At 57.4% G+C, this 2,695-nt stretch carries 1 protein-coding gene and 3 pseudogenes; 3 read left to right on the top strand and 1 reads right to left on the bottom strand.

Going from position 1 to position 2,695, the window contains the following annotated elements; all coding sequences use genetic code 11:
- The 3 genes and pseudogenes from BGI01S_RS30790 to BGI01S_RS28760 all read left to right on the top strand — a co-directional run.
- Positions 1–106 (top strand): annotated as a pseudogene (locus BGI01S_RS30790) (IS6 family transposase); the annotation flags it as partial.
- A 329-nt stretch (positions 107–435) separates the two neighbouring features.
- Positions 436–1,689, top strand: a complete 1,254-nt coding sequence (locus tag BGI01S_RS28765) for a putative acyl-CoA thioester hydrolase (RefSeq protein ID WP_084585555.1) — start codon at positions 436–438, stop codon at positions 1,687–1,689.
- Positions 1,690–1,939: 250 nt separating this feature from the next.
- Positions 1,940–2,565, top strand: a pseudogene (locus tag BGI01S_RS28760) (IS110 family RNA-guided transposase); the annotation flags it as partial.
- Positions 2,566–2,589: 24 nt separating this feature from the next.
- Here the strand turns inward: BGI01S_RS28760 and BGI01S_RS30785 are convergent.
- A pseudogene (locus tag BGI01S_RS30785) lies at positions 2,590–2,695 on the bottom strand (IS6 family transposase); the annotation flags it as partial.

Raw genomic sequence — 2,695 nt, 5'->3', positions numbered from 1 at the left:
TTGCTCGGCGGCATAGAGTTCATGCACATGATCGCCAAGGGGGCAAATGCAGACCGACGGTTTGAACCAGACACCTGCCGACCAATTTTACTCGCTTGCCAAATAAGAATTCCTATTTGCTAGGGAATGCCTCTTCCCACCACGCCTTATCGCGACAAACCCTCGGAGAATGACCAGTTTGAGAAAAGCTGCCGGGCCACTTCCGATCAAGTTTCTGCCTGTCGCATCAGGCTCTGACTGAGTCGACACAGTCGGTATGCGACTTGACGAAAATTAACGTTGCGCCACGCGCGAAATAACGCACGCAATGTTGTCGGGCCGTTAAGCTTAATCACCTTGGGCAGCGGTCGACCAATCTCGTCGAGTTGCCGGTTGTTTTGCTTAGCCTAAGGGTACGATGGTCGGCCCAGAAAACCAGAAAAGGATAGTGGAGATATGAAACGACTCACAGTGGCTATTAGCGCCGCAATGCTGCTGGGAACTGGATGCGGAGGCGGAGATAACATTGTCGGAGCGGTGTCGTCGCAGCTCGCGCCTGGCACGGCGGCTCGGCCAATCCTGTCCAATGCCGAGGCCGGAAAGTACACGAAGGCAGCTTATTTTACCGGCGCAACCAGCTGGAATCCCACGGGGGTAAGCGTTGACGGCGTCACTAGACCAAATTTCATCGTCGGGCAAACCGTAGGAGTCGGTGGCGCCACCCACTCATCGTTGCAACAGGCAATTAATGCCGCAATAGCGAAAGGCGGCACGCAACGCATCTATATCGAGGTGTTACGCGGTACGTATAGCGGTACGGTATATGTACCGCGCACCTCCACGCCGATTACCGTCTATGGCTCGGACGCAGACGCCAGCACCACTCAGATCAGTCTCGCCATCGACGGCGCCGTTGATTCACCTGCGACTTATTCAGCCACGGTTAATCCCAGCGGGCGCTATGTGTCCGGCGATCCTGCTTATCCGCTTTACCAGTCATGCGCGAGTTTGACGTCGGCTAGCATCGGGACCAATTGCTCGGCCGTCTTCTGGGTGCAAGCGACAGGTTTCGAGATGAAAAACCTGACCGTCGTCAACAGTCTGCTTGATACGGTCGACAACGGTACTCATCAAGCCGTGGCGCTGCGCATCGACGCCGACCAGGTCCAACTCGACAACGTGCGTTTGATCGGGCGTCAGGACACGTTCTACCTGAATGGTCAAACTGGAAGTGAGCGCGTCTATATCAGCAATTCGTACGTTGAAGGCGATGTGGACTTCGACTTCGGATCGTCCAGAGCCGTGTATGAAAACTGCGTGTTCCACATCGTCTCATCGCGGAAAACGAGCGGATTTGTGTTCGCACCGGATACAGTACCGTCCCAGCCTTACGGGTTTCTGGTGCTGAACAGCCATTTCACCGCCGATGCGGGTTTCCATGCTGGAAGCAACGCCGCGCAGCTGGGACGTGCGTGGGACCAGGGGGCGTCGAAGACGGGCTATATCGCGGGCTCTACACCGAATGGACAGCTCGTCATTCGTGAGAGTAACGAGGACGCAGCGTTCAGCAATGTATCGCCATGGGGGGCCGCTGCAACCACCTCGCGCCCGCATGCTGGCAATAGCAGTAGCACTCGCAACCTTGACGACCCCGCCTACAACCGCTTGTGGGAGTACGACAATTTCGGAGCGGGCGCCAAGTCATCGTGATTGAGAATCGTGCCGCGCATCATTGATGCGATGCACCCATGACATGATCATACGGAAGTTCCGCTTTCGGCCGCGGCTACTGCTGTTCAAACTGACTGCGTACTTCCGGGCTCGGCCGAGATGGAATGGACACCGCCCTCCCTTCGGGGACGCAGGGTCCGGCAGGAAAGCGGAGGCCCTCCAGAACCGAACGGCATCAATGTGCCAGAGTGGAGCTTCGACACGTCCACTTGAGGAACGGAGGGCCCAAATGAATGCTACGACATACGGACTGGATGTTGCAAAGCAAGTCTTTCAGATGTACTGGGTCGACGGTCAAACCGGCGAGATAGCCAATCGACGATTGCGACGCGACGAGCTGACGCGTTTCTCGCGCAGCGGCCTACGGGCCGAGTGGCGCTCGAAGCGTGCGGCAGCGCGCACTGGTGGGCACGCAAGATCAAGGCGCTCGGGCACGAGGTGGTGCTGTTGCATGCGAAGTTCATCCGACCATTTGTGCAGACCAACAAGACCGATGCGGCGGATGCGAGGGCAATCTGGACGGCGGTACAGCAGCCCGGGATGCGAACCGTAGCAGCAAAGACAGAAGACCAGCAGGCGATGCTCGGTCTTCACCGAATGCGCTCGCTGCTGATCAAGTTCGGATCATGCAAGTGAACCTGCTGCGGGGACTGCTTTACGAGTTTGGGGCGTCCTTCCGGACGGGGCGCGCGGCTGGACTGGCAGAGATTCGCGCGCGCATGGCGGAACTCGAGGATTCCCTGCCCGGAACTATGGCTCAGCGGCTTGCAGGACCAGTTGGTGCGTATCGACGGGATCGAACAGGACATTGAGCAGTTGGAGAGGGTTTGTCGCGATAAGGCGTGGTGGGAAGAGGCATTCCCTAGCAAATAGGAATTCTTATTTGGCAAGCGAGTAAAATTGGTCGGCAGGTGTCTGGTTCAAACCGTCGGTCTGCATTTGCCCCCTTGGCGATCATGTGCATGAACTCTATGCCGCCGAGCAG

Source organism: Paraburkholderia ginsengisoli NBRC 100965 (assembly GCF_000739735.1).
GTDB classification, from domain to species: Bacteria; Pseudomonadota; Gammaproteobacteria; order Burkholderiales; family Burkholderiaceae; genus Paraburkholderia; species Paraburkholderia ginsengisoli.
Note: the sequence above shows the minus strand (reverse complement) of the source record. Positions and strands in the feature narration are given on the sequence as shown.

Coding starts and splice junctions, on each gene's coding strand:
- BGI01S_RS28765 (WP_084585555.1), top strand. CDS start 436: ATGAAACGACTCACAGTGGCTATTAGCGCCGCAATGCTGCTGGGAACT.